General features: G+C 72.3%; 6 protein-coding genes. 2 read left to right on the top strand and 4 right to left on the bottom strand.

Annotated features, from left to right (window positions below; genetic code table 11):
- Positions 1-65 precede the first annotated feature (65 nt).
- Positions 66-1397: a lysine N(6)-hydroxylase/L-ornithine N(5)-oxygenase family protein gene (locus AWZ10_RS28240; RefSeq protein ID WP_060892372.1), complete on the bottom strand. Its 1332-nt coding sequence runs from the start codon at positions 1395-1397 to the stop codon at positions 66-68.
- 118 nt (positions 1398-1515) lie between these two features.
- Here AWZ10_RS28240 and AWZ10_RS28235 point away from each other — a divergent pair, with 118 nt between their 5' ends.
- Positions 1516-2463 (top strand): methionyl-tRNA formyltransferase, encoded by a 948-nt coding sequence (locus tag AWZ10_RS28235; protein WP_046703687.1) that lies wholly within the window; start codon positions 1516-1518, stop codon positions 2461-2463.
- A 147-nt stretch (positions 2464-2610) separates the two neighbouring features.
- Here the strand turns inward: AWZ10_RS28235 and AWZ10_RS28230 are convergent, their stop codons facing one another.
- The 3 genes from AWZ10_RS28230 to AWZ10_RS28220 all read right to left on the bottom strand — a co-directional run bounded on the left by AWZ10_RS28230 (position 2611) and on the right by AWZ10_RS28220 (position 6172).
- The gene (locus AWZ10_RS28230; protein ID WP_208618563.1) at positions 2611-3423 is read right to left on the bottom strand and encodes an ABC transporter ATP-binding protein; all 813 of its coding nucleotides are present in this window, start codon (positions 3421-3423) and stop codon (positions 2611-2613) included.
- A gap of 145 nt (positions 3424-3568) precedes the next feature.
- A complete protein-coding gene (locus AWZ10_RS28225; RefSeq protein ID WP_046703689.1) occupies positions 3569-4678 on the bottom strand; it encodes a FecCD family ABC transporter permease in 1110 nt (369 codons plus the stop codon).
- A 453-nt stretch (positions 4679-5131) separates the two neighbouring features.
- Positions 5132-6172, bottom strand: a complete 1041-nt coding sequence (locus tag AWZ10_RS28220; RefSeq protein WP_046703690.1) for a FecCD family ABC transporter permease — start codon at positions 6170-6172, stop codon at positions 5132-5134.
- Between the two features lie 197 nt (positions 6173-6369).
- On the opposite strand from AWZ10_RS28220, the gene AWZ10_RS28215 reads away from it, so the two are divergent.
- Positions 6370-17595, top strand: an 11226-nt coding sequence (locus tag AWZ10_RS28215) for a non-ribosomal peptide synthetase (protein WP_159058369.1), incomplete at its 3' end; no start/stop codon positions are given.

Raw genomic sequence — 17595 nt, 5'->3', positions numbered from 1 at the left:
ACGCGGACGCCGACCGCCGGTAGCCGGGCGGGCGCCGCGCGGTACCCGCCCCCGGTGTCAGCCGCTCACGCCTCCGTCGCCGTCAGGCCCTTCGCACGGCGGGCAAGAAGGGAGTCGCAGATCTCCCCGGCGCGGACGGCGGTGGTGGACAGCAGGGTCGAGGTGAGGCCGTGGGTGTGTTCGGTGCCGCCCTGGAGGTAGATGTCCGCGGTGACCTCGGGGGCGGTGGCCACCCGGTGGTCGCGGCCGACCTGCAGGGCGTCCTCGTCGTCGCGCAGGCAGAGTTTGCCGATCTCCCCCAGGTTGTCGCCGATGCCCCGCGGCCGGTAGCCCGTGGCGTGGACGAGGAGGTCGGCGGAGAGGACCTCGCGCTCCCCCGTCGGCAGGAACTCCACCGTCACCTTGACGTCGTCCGTGCCCGCCTCCACCTCGCGCAGGCGGGAGACGTTCATCATCCGCAGCCGCTCCCGGCCCTGGACCTTCTCCTGGTACATGGACCGCGACAGCGACTCGATCAGGTCCATGTCCACGACGGAGTAGTTGGTGCTGCGGTGGTAGTCGAAGAGCGACTGCTTCACCTCGCGGGGCGCGCCGTAGTACAGGTCGACGGCCTCGGGGTCGAAGATCTTGTTGGCGAAGGGGCTGTCGTCGGCGGGTGTGTAGCCGTACTTGGCGAACACGGAGCAGATCTCGGCCTCGGGGAAGCTGCGGTGGAGGTAGTCCACGGCCTCCGCCGCGCTCTGTCCGGCGCCCAGGACGACGGCACGGCGTATCGGCCGTCCCGAGCGTTGGGCCTGCTCGACGCGGGGCAGCAACTCACTGGTGTGCCAGACATGGTCGGACAGCGCCGCGCCGGGCGGGAGGTGCGGTTCCAGACCGGCGGCCACGCAGATGCTGCGGGCACGCCGGACGGTGAACCGTTCCGGGTCGCCGGGGGTGCGGCTGGTGACGTCGAAGTAGCGGACCTCGCCGTCCCGGGTGACGGGGCGCACGGAGACGACCTCGGCGGAGTACTCGACGAGGTGCGAGACACGGGCGGCGGCCCACTCGAAGTAGTCGTGGAACTCGATGCGCAGGGGGAAGAGGGTCTTCAGGTTGAGGAAGTCGACGAGCCGGCCCCGGTCGCGCAGATAGCACAGGAAGCTGAAGTCGCTGGTGGGATCGCGCATCGTCACCAGGTCCTTCAGGAAGGACACTTGCATGGTGGCGTCGTCGATGAGCATCCCGCGGTGCCAGCCGAACCGGGGTTGTCTCTCCAGGAACCCGACCCGCAGCCCGCCCTGCGTACCGGCGTTCGCGGACTGTTCGTGGAGCGCGATGGCGAGTGCGAGATTCGATGGGCCGAATCCGATACCCAGTACGTCGTAGATTTCCGGCCCGGTGTGCAGCGTCGTCACCGCGTCATCGCCTTTCGTAGTACAGGTCACAGAGATTCACAAGGTGGAACACAGCTCCCCCAGCAGAGACATGTTAGATAAGGTAAGCCTTACCTAGCAACGGCTGAGGAGGGCTCATATGCGGGTCGTTATGTTCGGGTACCAGACCTGGGGACACCGGACACTGCAGGCACTGCTGGATTCCGGCCACGAAGTGGTCCTGGCAGTCACCCATCCGAAGAGCGACCACGCGTACGAGAAGATCTGGAGCGACTCGGTCGCCGATCTCGCCGAACAGCACGGTGTGCCCGTGCTGCTGCGCAATCGCCCGGACGACGACGAACTCCTGCGCGTGCTCAAGGAGGCAGATCCGGACCTCATCGTGGCCAACAACTGGCGTACCTGGCTGCCGCCCGAGATCTTCGATCTGCCACCGCACGGCACGCTCAACATCCACGACTCGCTGCTCCCCACGTACGCGGGGTTCTCCCCGCTGATCTGGGCGCTCATCAACGGCGAGAAGGAGGTCGGTGTCACGGCCCACCGCATGGACCCCGAACTCGACATGGGTGACGTGCTGTTGCAGCGTTCGGTGCAGGTCGGGCCGCACGACACGGCGACGGACCTGTTCCACCGCACGGTCGACCTGATCGGCCCGCTCGTCACCGACTCGCTCGAACTCATCGCCTCGGGCAGGGCCGTGTGGACACCCCAGGACCGCTCCCGGTCGAGCTTCTTCCACAAGCGGTCCCCCGAGGACAGCCGGATCGACTGGACCTGGCCCGCAGAGGACCTGGAACGGTTCGTACGGGCCCAGTCCGACCCGTATCCCAACGCGTTCACCCACCACCGCGGCGAGCGGATCCGGATCGTCTCGGCGGCCGTGTCCGAGGGACGTTACGGCGGCACGCCCGGGCGGATCTTCATCCGGGAGGGCGACGGGATCGTCATCGTGGCCGGCGCCGAGGCCCGTTCCGGACGGCTGCCGGGGCTGGTGGTCAAGCGGGTTCGGACGGAGGACGGCACGGAGTACGCGGCGACGGACTACTTCCGCACGATGGGCGGTTACCTGACGGCCCGGCCGTGAACTCGCAGGGCTGAGGGGCCCGTACAGGACCCCTCACGGGTGACGGCTCACGGGTGACGACCCGTCTCTCGACCCCTCACGGGCCCGTTGCCGCTCGGGACCAGTGAGCCCGAGGGCACCGTCGGCCGCACGTCGGCCGACGGTGCCCTACACGGGCACCGGGTCCGAGTCCGCGTCCGTTCCCTCGTGGTGGCGGCCCATCGGGATGACCATCGGGGTGCGGCTGACGGGGTCCTCACCGACGACGCAGCGCAGCCCGAAGACGTCCTCGACCATCGTGGCGGTGATGACGTCGGCAGGAGCGCCCTCGCCCGCGACACGCCCGTTCTTCATGGCGATGATGTGGTCGGCGTACCGGCAGGCCTGGTTGAGGTCGTGCAGGACCATGACGACCGTGCGGCCCTGCAGCCGGTTGAGGTCGGTGACCAGGTCGAGGACGTCGATCTGGTGGGCGAGGTCGAGGTAGGTCGTCGGCTCGTCCAGCAGCATCACGGGCGTGCCCTGGGCGACGGCCATGGCGATCCAGGCGCGTTGCCGCTGTCCGCCGGAGAGTTCGTCGACGGGCCGGTGGGCGAGGTCCGTCATGGCGGTGGCCCGCAGCGCCTCGTGCACGGCCTCCTCGTCGCCCTGCGACCACTGCCGCCACCAGGTCTGGTGCGGTGAACGCCCGCGCCCCACCAGGTCGATGACCGTCAGCCCCTCGGGGGCGACGGGGGTCTGCGGGAGGATTCCGAGCTTCTGCGCGAGGGTGCGGGTCGGGATGGAGTGCACCGAGCGGCCGTCGAGGTGGACTGCACCGGCCTTGGGTGTGAGCAGCCGGGCCAGGGCGCGCAACAGGGTGGACTTCCCGCAGGCGTTGGCGCCGACGATCGCGGTGACGCGGCCGGTGGGGACGACCAGGTCGAGGTCCTCGACGACGATCCGGTCGTCGTAGGCCAGGCGCAGGCCCTCGGCGCGCAGCTCGGGGCCGTCGACGGGACCGCCGTTGCGGTCGACGGCCTCGCCGTCGGCGCGGGCGTCGACGTGAGCCTCTGCCCGGGAGTCGGCACGCGCTTCGGCACGGGCGTCGTGCTTCGTGGCCGGTTCGTACTTCGATGACACGTCTTCAGCCTCCAGAACCGGCGCGGTTGGCGCGGATGAGCAGCCACAGCAGTACGGGTGCGCCGAGTACCCCGGTGACGATCCCGACCGGGAGTTCGGTGTCGGGGATGATCGTCCGGGCGGCGAGGTCGGACACGAGCACCATCACGGCACCGGTGAGCCCCGCCGCGACGGGCGGCGGGAACGGGGTGCCGGCCAGGCGCTGGGCGACCTGGGGTGCGGCGAGCGCCACGAAGGCGACGGGTCCGGCGGTCGCCGTGCCGAAGGCGACGAGCCCGACCGAGATGAGCAGGACGGCCACCCGGACGATGTGGACCCGGGTGCCGAGGCCCTTGGCGACGTCGTCCCCGAGTTGCAGGACGCGGATCTGCCTGCCGAGGAGCACCGCCGGGGGCACGAGCACGGCCATGGTGACGGCGAGCGGGCCGATCTGTTCCCAGGTGCGGCCGTTGAGGTTTCCGACGAGCCAGCCGAGGGCGGCCTGCGCCTGGAAGCGCTGGCCGCGGGCCAGGAGGTAGTCGGTGATGCTGGTGCAGATCCAGGCGATGCCGATGCCGACGAGGACGATGCGGTAGCCGGTGGTGCCGCGTTTCCAGGCCAGGACGTACACCAGCAGCCCGGCGGTCAAGGCGCCCAGCAGACCCAGGGCCTGGGTGCTGAGGCCGCCGTCCCAGCCGAGGACGATCCCGGCGACGACCACCGCGCCGGCGCCCTGGGTGATGCCCATCATGTCGGGGCTGGCCAGCGGGTTGAGCGTCACGGTCTGCAGCAGGGCCCCGGAGATGCCGAACGCGATGCCGACGAGCAGACCGGCCAGGGCGCGCGGCAATCGCAGTTCGTGCACGATCAGTTCGGTGCCGGGGTCGCCCGTGCCCACCAGGGCCTTCAGCACATCGGTGAGCGGGAGGTCGATGTCCCCGACGGAGGTCTCCACGGCGAACGCCAGGAACGCGGCGGCCGCGAGCAGCAGGGAGACGGCCAGCAGGCGGGGGCGTACGACGCCGGAGACGGGCGGCGCCGGGAGCCGGAAGGCTAGGCGGTCGGCCGTGCGGCGCCTGGAGGTCGGATCCGCGGCACCTTTCGGGGGCGGCACGGGCGCGAGGTCGGTCGTCATCGGCTCACAGCTCCACGGATTCGGTCGTCATGGGCCCCTGGTGGCACGGTTTCGAAGACCACTGACCGGCGTTGCCATGGCCCGGTGGCCGCGAGGCCGCATTCCAGCGGCGCGGCGGCCACGGTGCCACCGGGCGGCGGTTCGCCGAAGCTCCCCCGCGATCGACACGGCTCGGCGGCCACGGGACCGCCGCTCCGCAGCTCACCGGACAACACCCGGAAAGCCCACGGCTCGGCGGCCACGGGACCGCTGTTCCACGACTCACCGGACGACACCCGCGATCCCCGGGGCTCGGCGGCCACCGGCCCCCCGTTCCGCAGCTCACCGGACAACACCCGCGACCCACACAACTCGGCGGTCACGGGCCGGGAGCCTCGCAGTTCGGCGGTCACCGGCCAGGTCCCCCACGGCTCACCGGCCATGGGGCCCCGCCTCCCCGGTCGAGAGGTCATGTCACAGCTCCGCGAGGCGTCGGCGGCGGACCAGCGCGATGAAGAAGGGGCCGCCGATGAAGGCGACGAGGATGCCCGCCTGGATCTCGGTCGGGCGGGCGATCAGCCGGCCCGCGATGTCGGCGGCCAGCAGGAGGCAGGGGGCGAGGACGGCCGACAGGGGCAGCAGCCAGCGGTGGTCCGGGCCGACGCCCGCCAGTTGGGCGAGGACGCGGGCGATGTGCGGGACGACCAGGCCGACGAAGACGACGGGCCCGATGACGGCGACCGCTCCCCCGGTGAGCAGGGTGACGGCGATGACACCCTGGACGCGGACCAGGCCGAGCTTGAGGCCGAGCGACTTGGCCACGTCGTCACCGAGGGCGAGGCTGTTGAGGGCCGGGGCGCAGGCGAGGGCCAGGATCGCACCGACGGCCAGGAACGGCAGGACGCGCAGGAGTACCCCCTCGTCCTGGTTGGCGAGCGAGCCCGCGCTCCAGAAGCGGTAGCGGTTGAGGGCGTCCGGGTCGGTGAGGGCGATGGCGCTGGTCAGCGAGAACAGCAGGGAGGTCACGGCGACGCCGGCCAGGGCGAGTTTGACCGGGGTGGAGCCGGACCGGCCGAGCCCGCCGAGGAGGTACACCAGGACGCTGGCGACGAACGCGCCGCCGAAGGCGAACCAGATGTAGCCGTACACCGATGCGATGCCGAGTACACCGACCGACAGGACGACCGCGAAGGCCGCGCCCGCGCTGACACCGAGGATGCCGGGGTCGGCGAGCGGATTGCGGGTCAGCGCCTGCATCAGCGCGCCCGAGAGACCGAGGGCGGCGCCGGTGGCCAGGCCGAGGGCGGTGCGTGGCACGCGCACGGACCAGATGACACTGTCGATACGGGAGTTGGGGGCGTCGCCGAGCAGGGTGTGCCACACCTGGTCGAGAGGGACGCCGAGCGCACCGAACGCCATCGACAGGGCGCACAGTGTGAGCAGGGCCACGCCCGAGAGCGTCAGCAGCAGTGCCGCGCGGGGGCCTTTCGCCGCCCGGACCGTAGAGGTCCCCACGTCTTCAACTTTCTTTGATGAGGCTTGCCTTAACTGTAGGGCGAGTGCGGGTTGAACTGTAGGTCCTCCATGGATTGCCGCCCCGCCCTCGGGGCAACTCCCACTATGAGCACCCTGTGAATTAGGTAACCCTTACCTTAGTATGTCGGCGACCCGGCTCAGAACCGGACCCCGACCTGGTGGGAAGGCTCACTGCTGTGTGCGGTACCGAGGAAGTCCTGGCCTATTGGCGGCGGCTGCTGACATCGCTGCCGCTCGAGATCTCACTGCCCGCCGATCGGCCCCACCCGCCGCAGCCGCTTCTCGAACGGGACACGCGCGCTCTGGCGGATGTTCCGGATGCCCCCGACGCCGTACGACTCGCGGCGTTCGTCGCCCTGCTGCACCGCTACACCGGCGCGACGGACCTGACCGTGGGCCATGACGGGCTCCCGCTGCGGGTGTCCGTCGAGCACGAGCCGACGTTCGCCGAGCTGGTGCGTCGGGTGACGCAGGCGCACGAGGAGGCGGAGACCAACCGGGTGCCGGTCGGGCTCCTGGTCGACGAGCTGCGGCCCCGGCCGACGCGCGGCGGCGGGCTGTTCTTCAACACGGTCTTCGCCACGGCCGCGCGGCCCGCCGGTGAGCTGCCCGCCCCGGTCGACGTGCTGCTTGAGGTGCGCGACGGCTCGGCACGGGCGTCGTACCACCCCGGCATCTTCGACGGTACGACGATCGACCGGCTCCTCGGCCACTACCGCACGCTCCTCGCCGACGCGCTGGCCCGGCCCGGGACGCCGGTCGCCCGCCTGGATCTGATGAGCCCCGAGGAGTACCGCCAGGTCGTCCTCGACTGGAACGACACCGCGCACACGGTGCCCGCGGACACCTGGCCCGCGATGTTCGCCGAGCAGGTGCGGCAGCGGCCGGACTCCGTGGCACTGGTCTTCGAGGACGAGGAACTCACCTACGCCGAGCTGGACGAGCGCGCGAACCGCCTGTCGCACGCGCTGATCGCGCGGGGTGCGGGCCCTGAGCGGATCATCGCCCTGGCGCTGCCGCGCTCCGCCGAACTGATCGTCGCGGAGGTGGCGGTCCTCAAGTCGGGCGCCGCCTATCTGCCGATCGACCACGACTACCCGGCGGACCGGATCGCGTACATGCTGGGCGACGCGCGGCCCGTCTGCATGGTGACCACCGGGGAGACCGCGCGGGACCTCCCCGACCCGGTCGAGGGCATGGCCCTCCTGGAGCTGGACTCGCCCGTCACGGCGGCCGAGTTGGCCGAGCGGCCGACCCACGACCCCACCGAGGCGGACCGCGGGGCACCGCTCACCGTGCTGAACGCCGCCTATGTGATCTACACCTCGGGCTCCACGGGCCGACCCAAGGGTGTGGCCCTCTCGCACGGTGGTGTGGCGAAGCTGGTGGCCACGCAGAGCGAGCGGTTCGGCATCGGCCCGCACAGCCGGGTGCTGCAGTTCGCCTCGCCGAGCTTCGACGTCGCGTTCTGGGACCTGTGCCTCGGACTGCTGTCCGGCGGCCGGCTCGTCGTCGTCCCGGCGGAGCTGCGGGTGCCCGGCGCGCCGCTCGCGGACTACGCGAACGGGCACGGCATCACCTTCATGATCCTGCCGCCCGCGCTGCTGGCCGCCATGCCCGAGGACGTGCAACTGCCGCCGACCGCCACGCTGTTGGCGGGCACCGAGCGGGTCTCCCCCGAGCTGGTGGGGCGGTACGCGCGCGGGCGGATGATGTTCAACGCGTACGGCCCGACGGAGGCCACCACCAACTCCACGCTGGGACTGTGCGATCCGGACATCCCGGCCGGGGCGATCGTCCCGATCGGCGTGCCCGACCCGGGGACCCGGGCGTACGTCCTGGACGCGTTCCTGCGGCCCGTCCCGGCCGGGGTCACCGGTGAGCTGTACCTGGGCGGCGCCGGCCTGGCCCGGGGCTATCTCGGGCGGCCGGACCTGACCGCCGAGCGGTTCGTCGCCGACCCGTTCGGGGAGCCCGGCGAGCGGCTCTACCGCACCGGTGACCTGGTGCGCTGGCGGGCCGACGGGCGGCTGGAGTTCCTCGGGCGCGCCGACGCGCAGGTGAAGATCCGCGGCTTCCGTATCGAGCCGGGCGAGATCGAGTCGGTGCTGCGCGGCCACCCGGCCGTCGACCAGGTCACCGTGGTCGTCCGCGAGGACCGGCCCGGTGACCGCCGCCTCGCCGCCTATGTCGTCCCCGCCCTCGACGGGCCGCGCGACGCGGATCCGGACGCGCGGGTCGAGGAGTGGAAGGAGCTGCACGAACTCCTCTACGGGGCGGCCGGTTCCGAGGACTCCACGGACTCCACCGATTCCGACGACACCCGCGACGGATCCGGTCTCCGCGAGAACTTCGCCGGCTGGAACAGCATGTACGACGGCACGCCGATCCCCGTCGAGGAGATGCGCGAGTGGCGCGCCGCGACGGTCGAGCGCATCCGCGAACTCGGCACGAACCAAAGGGTGCTGGAGATCGGTGTCGGCAGCGGTCTGATCCTGTCCCGGATCGCGCCCGACTGCGAGGCCTACTGGGGCACCGACCTCTCGGCGGCGGCCGTCGCGGCGCTGCGCGCCCAGGTCGACACCGATCCGGAACTCGCCGCGAAGGTCGAGCTGCGGGCCCGGCCCGCCCACGACACCGACGGACTCCCCGCCGGGTACTTCGACACGGTCGTCATCAACTCGGTCGCCCAGTACTTCCCCGGCGGGGAGTACCTCGTCGACGTCCTGCGCCAGGTGTCGGGGCTGCTGGCGCCCGGCGGCCGGATCTTCGTCGGCGATGTCCGCAACCTGCGGCTGCTGCGTACGCTGCGCGCGGCCGTGGAGACCCGGCGGGCGACCGGAGACACGGGGGACGGCGAGGACAAGAGCGCGCTGCGGACGGCCGTCGAGCAGTCGGTGCGCTGGGAGGGCGAACTCCTCCTCGACCCCGACTTCTTCGCCGCCCTCGACGGCTACGACACGGAGATCCGGATCAAGCGGGCCACCCACCACAACGAGCTGAGCCGGTACCGGTACGACGTCGTGCTGTGCCCGGGGTCTCCGGCGGCCCCCCGGGAGCTGCCGGAGACCGACTGGGCGGCGGTCGGCGGCCTCGGCGGGCTGGCGGAGCTGCTGGCCGGGCGGCCGGACGGGCTCCGCGTCACCGGTGTGCCCAACGCACGCCTCGCGGACGACCTGGCGGACCTGCGGCGGCTGGACGGCAGCAGCCGGGAGGCGTCCTCGGGAGCCGATCCGGAGGACGTGCACGCGCTGGCGGCGGAGCACGGCTACCGGGCGGCGCTCACCTGGAACGGGAACGCCGACGACGGGGCGTTCGACGCCGTGCTCGTCCTCGACGGGTCCTTCGGCCAGCTGTACCGGACGGCCGACGCCCATCCGCGCGCCAACCGGCCCGCGCCCTTCCGTGACGTCGGCGCGCTGATGCGGACGTTGCGCGGGCACGCCGCCGAGTGGCTGCCCGACTACATGGTCCCCTCGGCGTTCGTCCCGTTGCACGCCCTGCCGGTCACGCCCAGCGGCAAGATCGACGCGAGGGCGCTGCCCGCCCCGGACTACGCGACCATGAGCTCCGGCCGCGCCCCGCGAACCACCCGCGAGAAGCTGCTGTGCGCCCTGTACGCCGAGGTGCTCGGGCTCGACACCGTGACGGCCGAGGACGACTTCCTCGCGCTCGGCGGCGACAGCATCAGCGCCATCCAGCTCCTCATCCGGGCACGGGAGTCGGGCCTCAGGCTCACCACGCGTGAGGTGTTCCGGCACCGTACGGTCGAGGCGCTGGCGAAGGCCGCCGTCGAGCGGGTCGCCGAGCACACCGCCGACGTCCCGCTCGTGGAGGTCGACGAGGCCGAACTCGCCGAGATCCAGGGCACACGCCCGCTGCCGGTCGAGGAACTGCTGCCGCTCACCCCGCTCCAGCAGGGCTTCTTCTTCCACTCCCTCACCGGCGGCGCCGACGGGGACACGTATGTCGTCCAGCAGGTCCTGGACCTCGCCGGACCCGTCGACGGCTCGGTGCTGCGCCGGGCCGCGCAGAGCCTCCTGGACCGGCACGCGCCGCTGCGGGCCGCCTTCCGGCAGCGCCCGGACGGCACCCCGGTGCAGATCGTCACGCGGGACGCCGAGCTTCCGTGGCGGGAGGTCGAGCTGTCGTGCCAGGACGGGGAGGTCCGGGAGTCGCTGGGCGACGCGGTGGCCGCCGACGAGCGCGCCCGGGGCTTCGACCTGGCCGCGCCGCCCCTGTTGCGCTGTGCCCTGGTCCGGCTGGGCGAGGAGCGCAGTCGACTGATTCTGACATTCCATCACATTGTCGCGGACGGCTGGTCGTTGCCGGTGCTGCACCGCGAACTGATGGCGTCCTACGGCACCGACGTGCCCGTCCTTCCCGAAGTCGCCCCCTACCGCGGTTTCCTGCGCCGCCTGGCCGAGCAGGACCGCGACGCGGCCCGCGACGCCTGGCTGGACGCGCTCGCCGGGCTGGACGAGCCGACGCGGCTGGTCGGCGACCCGGCCGACGAGGCTCCCGTACGGCCCGACCACGTACGGGTGGAGCTGTCCGAGCGGACCACCGCTCGGCTCACCGAGCGGGCCCGTGAGCACGGGGTCACCCTCGGCACGGTGGTGCAGGGCGCCTGGGGTCTGCTGCTCGGCCGACTGACCGGCCGGGACGACGTGGTGTTCGGCACCACGGTCTCCGGGCGCGACGGCGAGGTCGAGGGCATCGCCTCGATGGTGGGGCTGTTCATCAACACCCTGCCGACCCGCTTCCGTTGGACCCCGAGCGAATCCCTCGGGGCGCTGCTCGTCCGGCTCCAGGAGGAGCAGGCCCGGCTGCTGGACCACCAGCACCTGGGCCTCGCCGAGATCCAGCGCCTCACCGGGCACGCGGGCTCCGGCGAACTCTTCGACACGCTCGTGGTGTTCGAGAACTACCCCGCCGAGACGGACCTCCGGGACGCCTCGGGCACCGTACGGATCACCGGCGACTCCTTCCACGACGCCGTGCACTATCCCCTCGCCCTCGTCGTCAAGCCCGGCCGACGGCTCGACCTGCGGCTCAAGCACCACGCGGAACGCCTCGACGGCGACACCGCCCGTGCGCTCGGCGACCGCCTGGCCCGCGTCCTGGAGGCCATCGCCGAGGCACCGGACCGCACGGCCGCCTCCGTCGAACTGCTCTCCCCCGACGAGGCACTGCGTGCCCGCCCGGCCGGGGAGGAACGCCTCGTACCGGCGACCACCCTGGCCGAGGGCTTCGCGGCGCAGGTCGCCCGGACACCGGACGCGACGGCCGTCGTCTTCGAGGGCGAGCGGCTGAGCTACGCCGAACTGGACACCCGCGCCGAGGAGTTGGCCGTACGTCTGCGCGGCCGGGGTGCCCGGCCGGGAGCGTTCGTGGCGGTCGCCGTGCCGCGTTCGGCGGAGCTGATGGTGGCGCTGCTGGGCGTACTGAAGTCGGGCGCCGCCTATCTGCCGGTGGACCTGGACTACCCGGCCGACCGGGTGACCCACATGCTCGCCGACTCGGGCGCCACGACGGTGGTCACGCTGTCCACGACGGCCGACCGGCTCCCGCAGGCGTCCCGACCGTCACAATCGCAGTCGCAGTCGCAGTCGCCCGAGCGGAACGTTCCTTCAGTTCCTTCGGTGCTGCTGCTGGACTCCCTGGACGACGAGCCTGCCGGGAACGGCATCACCCCCGCCGCCGCACACCCCGACGACCCCGCCTACCTCATCTACACCTCCGGCTCGACCGGTCTCCCCAAGGGCGTCGTCGTCACCCACCGCGCCGTCGTGAACCGGCTCGCGTGGACGCAGGGCGAGTACGGGCTCGGCCCGGACGACCGGGTGCTGCAGAAGACGCCGTCCAGCTTCGACGTGTCGGTGTGGGAGTTCTTCTGGCCGCTCCTCGAAGGAGCGACCGTGGTGCTCGCCCGCCCGGACGGCCACCGCGACCCCGCCTACCTGGCCGGGCTCGTACGCGAACAGGCCGTCACGACCATGCACTTCGTGCCGTCGATGCTGGAGGCCTTCCTCCAGCACGACGAGGTCACCGGCGACCCCACCTGGTCGGCGACGCTGCGCCGCGTGCTGAGCAGCGGCGAGGCACTCCCGGTCGCCGCCGCGGGCCGCTGGCACGCGCTGACGGGCGTGCCGCTGCACAACCTGTACGGCCCGACCGAGGCGGCCGTCGACGTCACGTACCACCCGTATGCCTCCGACGAGGACCGGGGCACGTCCGTGCCCATCGGGCGTCCCGTGTGGAACACCGGCCTGCGGGTCCTGGACGCCTGTCTGCGGTCCGTCCCCGACGGTGTCCCCGGCGAGCTGTACCTGACCGGTGTCCAGCTCGCCCGCGGCTACCACGCCCGCGCGGCGCTGACCGCCGAGCGTTTCACCGCCGACCCGTACGGGCCGCCCGGCAGCCGGATGTACCGCACCGGTGACCTGGTCCGGCGACGTGCGGACGGGGTCATCGAGTACCTGGGCCGCACGGACCGTCAGGTCAAGCTGCGCGGCAACCGGATCGAACTCGGGGAGATCGAGGCCGCGCTCGTCCGGCTGCCGGAGGTCGCGCAGGCCGCCGTGACGGTACGGGACGATGCGCTCGTCGCCTACGTCGTGCCCGTCGCAGGCGCCGCCGAGGTGAACGACCTCCGCGAGGCCCTGACCGATTCCCTCCCCGCCCCCATGGTTCCGAGTGCGTGGGTGGCCCTCGACGCGCTTCCGCTCACCCCCAGCGGCAAGCTGGACCGGGCCGCGCTGCCCGCCCCGCAGGCCGTACGGGCCGCTGTCACCCGCGCCCCGGGCACTCCCCGGGAGCAGTTGCTCGTCGAGATCTTCGCGGCCGTGCTGAAGCTCGCGGAGGTCGGGGTCGACGACGACTTCTTCCTGCTCGGCGGGGACAGCATCAGCTCGATCGCCGTCTCCAGCCGGGCCCGCCGCGCGGGTCTGGCGATCGGCCCGCGCGACGTGTTCGAGCACCGCACCCCGGCGGCGCTCGCGGCGACGGCCGCCATCGAGGAGACGGCCACCGGGGACACCCCTGTCGCGTCCGCGTTCACGCTGACCGAGGAGGAGCGGGAGCGGGTCGAGCGGCTCGCTCCGGGCCGGATCGAGGACGTATGGCCCCTCGCCCCGCTCCAGGAGGGCCTGTTCTTCCACTCGAACTTCGACGACAGCTCCCTGGACGTCTACACCGTCCACGAGTCCTTCGACTTCGCCGAACGCGTCGACGCCGAGCGGCTGTCGGCGGCCATGCGCACCCTGCTGGACCGCAACCCCAGCCTCCGGGCCGGGTTCACCAGCGAGGGGCTGCGCCAGCCGGTGCAGTTCATCGTGCGGGACGCCGAGATCCCGCTGACCGAAGTGGACCTCTCGGGGCTCCCGGCCGCCGAACAGGACCGGCGGATGAGGGAGTTGCTGGACGACTCACGGTCCCGCCGGTTCGACCTCACCCGCCCGCTGCTCTTCCGGATGCTGCTCGTACGGCTCGGTGAGGGGCGCGGCGACCGGCTGATCGTCGGCCGTCATCTGATCCTGTGGGACGGCTGGTCGGCCTGGCTGTTCCTGGACCAGTTGTTCGCGCTGTACGAGCGCGGCGGCGATCCGGCGGGCCTCGCCCGTCCCGGCTCGTACCGCGACTATCTGACCTGGCTGGAGCGGCAGGACGACACCGAGGCCACCCGCGCGTGGCGCGCCGCCCTGTCCGGTTTCGAGGAGCCCACGCTGCTGGTGCCGGCCGCCTCCGACCGGGGGCAGGAGCCGGTGATCCCGGAGCAGTTGGACGCCGTGCTCGACGCGGCGGTCGCCGAGCGGCTGCGCGACACCGCGCGGAGCCACGGTCTGACCCTCAACACCGTGCTCAACGCGGCCTGGGGTCTGGTCCTGGCCGGCGCGACCGGCCGCACCGACATCGCGTTCGGTACGACGGTCGCCGGACGGCCCAGCGAGGTGCCCGACGTCGAGAACGTCATCGGCATGTTCCTCAACACCGTTCCCGCGCGCATCGCCTTCGACGCGCGTGAGCCGGTCCTCGACCTGCTGCGCCGCATCCAGGGCGAGCGCCTTGAGGTCATGCCGTTCGAGCACCTGGGCCTGGGTGTGCTCCAGGCCGAGTCGGGTCACCGTCGGCTGTTCGACACCCTGTTCGTGCTGCGCAACGCCGACACCGACGAGCGGCTGGCCGAGCTGCGCGAACGGCACGGCGCGACGGCCGTGGCCAACGTGGACGCCACGCACTACCCGGCGAATCTGGTGGTCACGCCCGGCGAGCGGGTCAGGGCGACGCTCGCCTACCGGCCCGACGTGCTGGACGGCACCTACGCGCAGCGCCTGTTGGACCGTTTCGTGCTGCTGGTGGGCCGGCTGGTGGCCGACCCGCACGCGCCCGTCGGTTCGCTGGACTCCCTGCTGCCCGCCGAGGCCGCCGCGCTCGCCCGCGAGGAGGCTGAGCAGCGGCAGCCCGTGCCGCACGAGACGGTGGCGGACATGCTGGCCGCGCAGGCCGCCCGCACCCCGGACGAGACCGCCCTGGTCTTCGGCGCGCAGACCCTGACGTACGCCGAACTCGACGCGCGCTGCGACCGCATGGCCAGGCTGCTGATCGCGCGGGGCGCCGGACCCGAGAAGGTGATCGCGCTCGGGCTGCCGCGCTCGATCGACATGGTGGTGGCGCTGTTCGCGGTGTTGCGGACGGGTTCGGCGTATCTGCCGCTGGAGCTGGATCACCCGGCGGACCGGCTGTCGCTGATGCTGGCGGACGCCCGTCCGCTGCTCCTGCTGTCCACGGAGCACGTGTCGGGCACGCTGACGGGCGACACGCCGCGCGTCCTGCTCGACGACCCGGCGGTGGCGGCCGAGCTGGCGGCCCTCCCGGCCGATCCGGTGTCGGTGACCTTCAGCCTGGACCACCCGGCGTACATCATCTACACCTCGGGGTCGACGGGCCGGCCCAAGGGTGTCGTCACGCCGTACGTCGGTCTGACGAACATGCAGCTCAACCACCAGAAGGAGATCTTCGCACCGGCCATCGCGTCGGCGGGCGGGCGGCGGCTGCGGATCGCGCACACCGTGTCGTTCGCGTTCGACATGTCCTGGGAGGAGCTGCTGTGGCTCGTTGAAGGGCATGAGGTCCACGTCTGCGACGAGGAGCTGCGGCGGGACGCGACCGCGCTGGTGGCGTACTGCGAGGAACACCGCGTCGACGTCGTCAACGTGACCCCGACCTACGCCCATCTCCTGCTGGAGGAGGGCCTGTTGGAGGGGCACCGGCCGCCGCTGGTGCTGCTCGGCGGCGAGGCCGTCACCGAGACGGTGTGGAACACCCTGCGGGACACGGAGGGGACGTACGGCTACAACCTGTACGGTCCGACCGAGTACACGATCAACACGCTCGGCGGTGGTACGGAGGACAGCGCCACCCCGACCGTCGGCAAGCCGATCCGTGCCACCCGGGCCCGCATCCTCGACACCTGGCTGCGGCCGGTGCCGGACGGTGTGGCCGGTGAGCTGTACATCGCGGGTGTGGGTCTGGCGCGCGGTTACCTCGACCGGCCGGGCCTGACCGCCGAGCGGTTCGTGGCCGACCCGTACGGGCAGCCGGGCGAGCGCATGTACCGCACCGGTGACCTCGTACGACGCCGCTCGGACGGCAACCTGGACTTCCTCGGCCGTACCGACGACCAGGTCAAGATCCGCGGCTACCGCGTGGAGCTGGGCGAGATCGAGACGGCTCTCGTCCAGCACCCCGAGGTGTCCCGGGCCGCCGTCATCGCCCGGGACGACACCACCGCCCCCGGCACCAAGCGCCTCGTCGGCTACGTCGTCCCCGCCGAACCCGACGCCGAGGCACGCGAGTCGGCCGAGCGGGAGCAGATCGGCGAGTGGCAGGAGATCTACTCCGCCGAGTACACCGAGATCGGCACCGCCCTCTTCACCGAGGACTTCGCCGGCTGGGACAGCTCCTACGACGGCACCCCCATCCCCGTGGAGCACATGCGCGAGTGGCGTGAGGCCACCGTGGAGCGCATCCGCGAGCTGAGGCCCCGCCGCATCCTGGAGATCGGTGTCGGCTCGGGCCTGCTGCTGTCGAAGCTCGCCCCGGACGCCGAGGCGTACTGGGCGACCGACTTCGCGGCGCCCGTGATCCGCAAGCTCACCGAGGGCATCAGCACCGACCCCGAGCTGGCCGCCAAGGTCGAACTCCGGTGCCAGGCCGCCGAGGTGACCGACGGCCTGCCCACCGGTTTCTTCGACACGGTCGTCATCAACTCCGTCATCCAGTACTTCCCGAGCCTGGACCACCTCCACCAGGTGATCCGCGGCGCGCTCGGCCTGCTCGCGCCCGGCGGCGCCCTGTTCCTCGGTGACGTCCGCGACCTGCGGCAGGCCCGGGTGTTCCAGGCCGGTATCCAGGCCGCCCGCGCCGACACGGACACCGGGCCCGACAGCCTGCGCCGGGCGGTGGAGCGCGGTCTCGCCCTGGAGAAGGAACTCCTGGTCGACCCGGACTGGTTCACCACCCTCGGCGTCGGCGTCGACCTGCGCACCAAGGCGGGCCGCCACCACAACGAGCTGACCCGCTACCGGTACGACGTGGTGCTGTACGAGGGGGCTCCGGCTCTCTCCCTGGACGGGGTCCCGGCCCTCGACTGGACCGGACGGGACGCGCTCCTCGCCCGTCTCGACGGTACCGGGCCGCTGCGGGTGCGGGATGTCCCGGATGCCCGCACGGTCGGCGACCTCACCGGTCTGCGCGCCCTGGACACCGGCCGGCCGACGGCCGTCGCGGCCACGGGCGTGGAACCGGAGGACCTGCGGGAGACGGCCGAGGCGCACGGCTACCGGCTGCTCACCACCTGGTCCGCCGAACCCGGGCTCTACGACGCCGTGTTCGTCCCCGGCGGCGAGGCCGAGCGCACGGCCGGCCTGTACCGGGCGCGCGCCGACCGCGACGACGACGCCCCCTACGCGAACACCCCGGCCGCCGGACGCGGCCACACCGCGCTCGTCAGGCGGCTCCGCGACGACCTCGGACAGCGGCTGCCCGGCTACATGGTGCCCGCCGCCTTCGTGGTCCTGCCCGGACTGCCGATGAACGACAACGGCAAGCTCGACGTGCGCGCCCTGCCGGACGCCGAGCCCGCGGTCGCCCTGTCGGCCGGGCGCGGCCCGCGCACCCCCGTCGAGGAGGTGCTGTGCCGCCTCTTCGCCGAGGTGCTGGGCCTGCCCCGCACGGGCGCGGAGGACAACTTCTTCGACCTGGGCGGCCACTCGCTCCTCGCGACGCGGCTGATCAGCCGCGCCCGCACCGAACTGGGCGCCGAGCTGGCGATCCGTGACCTGTTCGAGGCGCCCACCCCCGAGACACTGGCGCTGCGGGCGGCCACCGGGCAGCCGGCC

This window comes from Streptomyces europaeiscabiei, from assembly GCF_001550375.1.
GTDB classification, from domain to species: Bacteria; Actinomycetota; Actinomycetes; order Streptomycetales; family Streptomycetaceae; genus Streptomyces; species Streptomyces europaeiscabiei.
Note: the sequence above shows the minus strand (reverse complement) of the source record. Positions and strands in the feature narration are given on the sequence as shown.